Raw genomic sequence first — 3118 nt, 5'->3', positions numbered from 1 at the left:
GACCGCAGCCAACTCCTCAGCCATCACACCCGATCAACGACACAGGCCATCAGCCAGACACGCCACCCGCGAACCAACCTGACCAAGCACTACTAGGCGGCTGGAGCAAACCCATGGTCGGAATTTCGGTGGCGCTCAGTAGTGCCACCGGCGACATGTCCGCTTCTGCCCCAGCGCCGAGCAGGTCGAGGTCTCAACGGCAGCCGTTCTCGCAGTCCGGACCGTGTTCGGGCAGGAGAACCAGGCCGCGGATCGAGAACCTGCTCGCCGCCTGCCAGCTGTGCCACCTGCGGATCGACCATGGACACCACCGGGTCACCCGCTCACTCACCCTCGCCGCCCGCGCAGCCGCCGCCGGACAGCTCGGACTCCTCCCCGAGACCGCACTCGTCCGCACCGAGCCGCCCACCCCGCCGCGCCCCACCCGCGGCCGCACCCCCGCGGCCGCGCCCCGCCAACTGCCCCTCCCCGAACCCAACCAGGAGACGAAACCCATGGCGCGCATCAGCGTGAAGATCGCCCCGCTCCACCCGGACGGAACCGAGTGCACCCACGCGGTCCGCCCCTCCGGCAAGCCCCGCGACCCCGACTCCGGATGGGCCGGCCGCCGAAACTACGCCGTGATGTGCAGCACCTGCGGCCCGGTCGGCGAGCCGCACGGCCTCCGCGTCCTCGCCGAACCAGCGCAGACCGCGCACCGCAACAGCCACAAGGCCGCGCCCGTCCCGGTCACCCGCTGACCCCCACCCGCCCGGCCGCCGGGATCACCACGGTCCCAGCGGCCCCCAGCGGCCCCCGCCATCCGGACCTCGATCCGGGCGGCGGGGGCCGCTTCTTGCGTTTTTCAGGACCTGTCGGCCGTGGCGGTTTTACGGCCGTAAAACTCGCCAGGCTGGGCGGATGTCCGGTCTCACTGAACCTTGACCGATCTCAGTGAACTTTGACCGCTCGCTGCTGCCCAGCCGACTGCGGTCCGAGCCACGGGCGACCGGCGGACCCGACAGTCCGGGCCATTGTGGCCAGACGGTCGGGGGTGGCTGGGGGCAGCTTCGAACGCGACGACTTCCTCGGTGCCCAGGTCAGAGCACAGCTGGCACCCAAAAATGTTTCTGTTTGAATCCTGGAGAACGCAATGTCCGGTTCGGCCCGTGTCGTCAACAGGGCGCGTCTCTACCCTGGTGCGATGCAGGCAGATGAATCGCAGGGGGAAGCCACTGATGCCGAACTTCACGGTGGTCGAGAGGCTCCGGAGGCCCTCGATGGCGCACAGCTTCGGCGCATCACATCGCTACATCGCGGGTTCGCTTACCAACATCTCTACGCGGTCGGATGCCTTCTGCAGCTGCGAGAGGCGGACGCGCGACTACTTCGAGTGGAACGCGACTAGGACGTCGAGGTCGTCTTCGACGACCGGGACCTATATCTGCAGGTCAAAACCCACCAGGGCAGCCTGACGTGGAGCGCCGTGCAGGGAGCCGTCGATCAGTTCGCCAGGATCCGTGACGAGCACACGTCCGGGCGCCGTGTCGGCATTCCCCAGCTGATCGTGGTCACCAACGCGAACCTGGGACCGGACCTGCTCGAAATGACGCTGCAGCCGTGCTGGCCTACGGATGTCGCGCTCGTGGGACCGGGTAGGCCGCACCCGACGGAGCCGTGGTTGCCCACACCGGGCAGCGACCTCGCCGTCATGCTGGAATGGTGCATCGAACAGGCCAAGCGTGTCCCGTTCGGGTCCCTGAGCGCCGAGACCCTGGAGTCCGAGCGCACCGAGGCGGAGGTCACCTCCCTGACGGGCTTCCTGTTCGGGGCTCTGGTCTCCGAGGAGATCGGCCTCAGGGCCCAGCTCGGCGCACGCCGCGACTATGTCGTCGTAGACCGCGGCCCTGCCACCCCGCGAGGTGGACAGAGCGGCGACTCCGCCATTCTCGTCGCCATCTCGAACGACGGAGGCTGGTTCTTCGCCTTCAGTGACATGCACGTCCGCCGTGTGCCGGTCATGGCTCCGGCGTCCCCCGCCGGCGCCCACCAGGTCGCCGAGGCCATCCGGGCCTTCGTGCACGGAGAGCTCGGCGACGTCTTCGCCCGCCCGGCCGCTGCCGGGCGCGTCTGGCTCTCCCGCTGAACGTCCGCCGCCCCTTGCCGTGCGGCAGTGCCGCACGGCGGCAGAGGCCCTCCACCGCGCCCCGGTCGGCCATTGCCTACTGACACGGACTTTGCGTTCCCACCGGCATAACGCTGCGCACGACAGCCACATGCAAGATCCAATGGATCTGTCGTGCGCAGAGTGAATGTCGCTGCCGCGCAGAGTAGATGTCAGCGTTTCTTCGAGAGGTGATTCCGTGCCCGTCGTCGGGGCTGGCGTCGTTCCGCGGGCTGGGTGGGTCAGCCGTAGTTGGGCCCGGCTGGTCCCAGCCGCTGACGTCCCGAATGCAGGACCGCGCCAGACCGCGCAGTGTGGGAGAGGTTCACCATCGGTTGTGCCAATACAGGGCGTTCATGGCTGCTCGAAGGGGCGCGGCGCCGCGTGTCAGGGATCCCCAGGCGCCACCGTTGTTGGTGTATCGAAGTGGGTAGACGCCCGTCCTTACCGTACGCAGCATGGCGTGGTCAAGGTTCGCTCGCTCCGAGTAGCGCACCAGGTGCTGCGCCCCAACGTCAGTGGGGGCGCCGTTCCCAGCACTGACGGAGAAGTCGGCGTTTGAGCTGATAAGGGTCCAGTCCGTTCCCCCCTGTGCTTGCTGGAGATTCGGTCCGAGCCAGCGGCGGAAGGCGTGGTTCGGGTAGTACATCTCCTGGCACTGAAGGTTAGAGAGGCAGAGAGCGCCCAACCAAGCGGCCTTGTGCGGGGTGCCCAGAGTTACGACATCTTCCACAAGCAGCTTCTTCGGCCAGGTCGGGTCGCCCTGTGCGTATCCGGCCAGTGCAGCACGGACTATGAGCCCGCCCATGGAATGGGCGACAACGTCGACGGTCTGCCCCTTGACGGAATACATGTCGTGGATCTTCCACGCCAGCTCGCGTCCTAGTAGTGCTTTGTTAGGTGGTGTCGTAGGGCTGCCAGGGGATGGTTTGCTGGCAGGTGGGGCAGGTGCCGGTCCAGGTGGCGATGAGGTGT

At 67.5% G+C, this 3118-nt stretch carries 3 protein-coding genes; 2 read left to right on the top strand and 1 reads right to left on the bottom strand.

Annotated elements, in window-relative coordinates; genetic code table 11:
* The first annotated feature begins 155 nt into the window (after positions 1 to 155).
* Both ACFV7Q_RS38605 and ACFV7Q_RS38600 read left to right on the top strand, forming a co-directional pair.
* Positions 156 to 740: a hypothetical protein gene (locus ACFV7Q_RS38605; protein ID WP_385435628.1), complete on the top strand. Its 585-nt coding sequence runs from the start codon at positions 156 to 158 to the stop codon at positions 738 to 740.
* Between the two features lie 725 nt (positions 741 to 1465).
* Complete coding sequence (locus ACFV7Q_RS38600) at positions 1466 to 2125, top strand: hypothetical protein (protein ID WP_385435627.1); 660 nt, start codon at positions 1466 to 1468, stop codon at positions 2123 to 2125.
* 343 nt (positions 2126 to 2468) lie between these two features.
* Here ACFV7Q_RS38600 and ACFV7Q_RS38595 read toward each other — a convergent pair whose 3' ends face one another.
* The gene (locus ACFV7Q_RS38595; protein ID WP_385435626.1) at positions 2469 to 2996 is read right to left on the bottom strand and encodes an esterase/lipase family protein; all 528 of its coding nucleotides are present in this window, start codon (positions 2994 to 2996) and stop codon (positions 2469 to 2471) included.
* Positions 2997 to 3118: the final 122 nt, after the last annotated feature.

The sequence above is a fragment of the Streptomyces sp. NPDC059851 genome, assembly GCF_042732005.1.
GTDB lineage: Bacteria > Actinomycetota > Actinomycetes > Streptomycetales > Streptomycetaceae > Streptomyces.
Note: the sequence above shows the minus strand (reverse complement) of the source record. Positions and strands in the feature narration are given on the sequence as shown.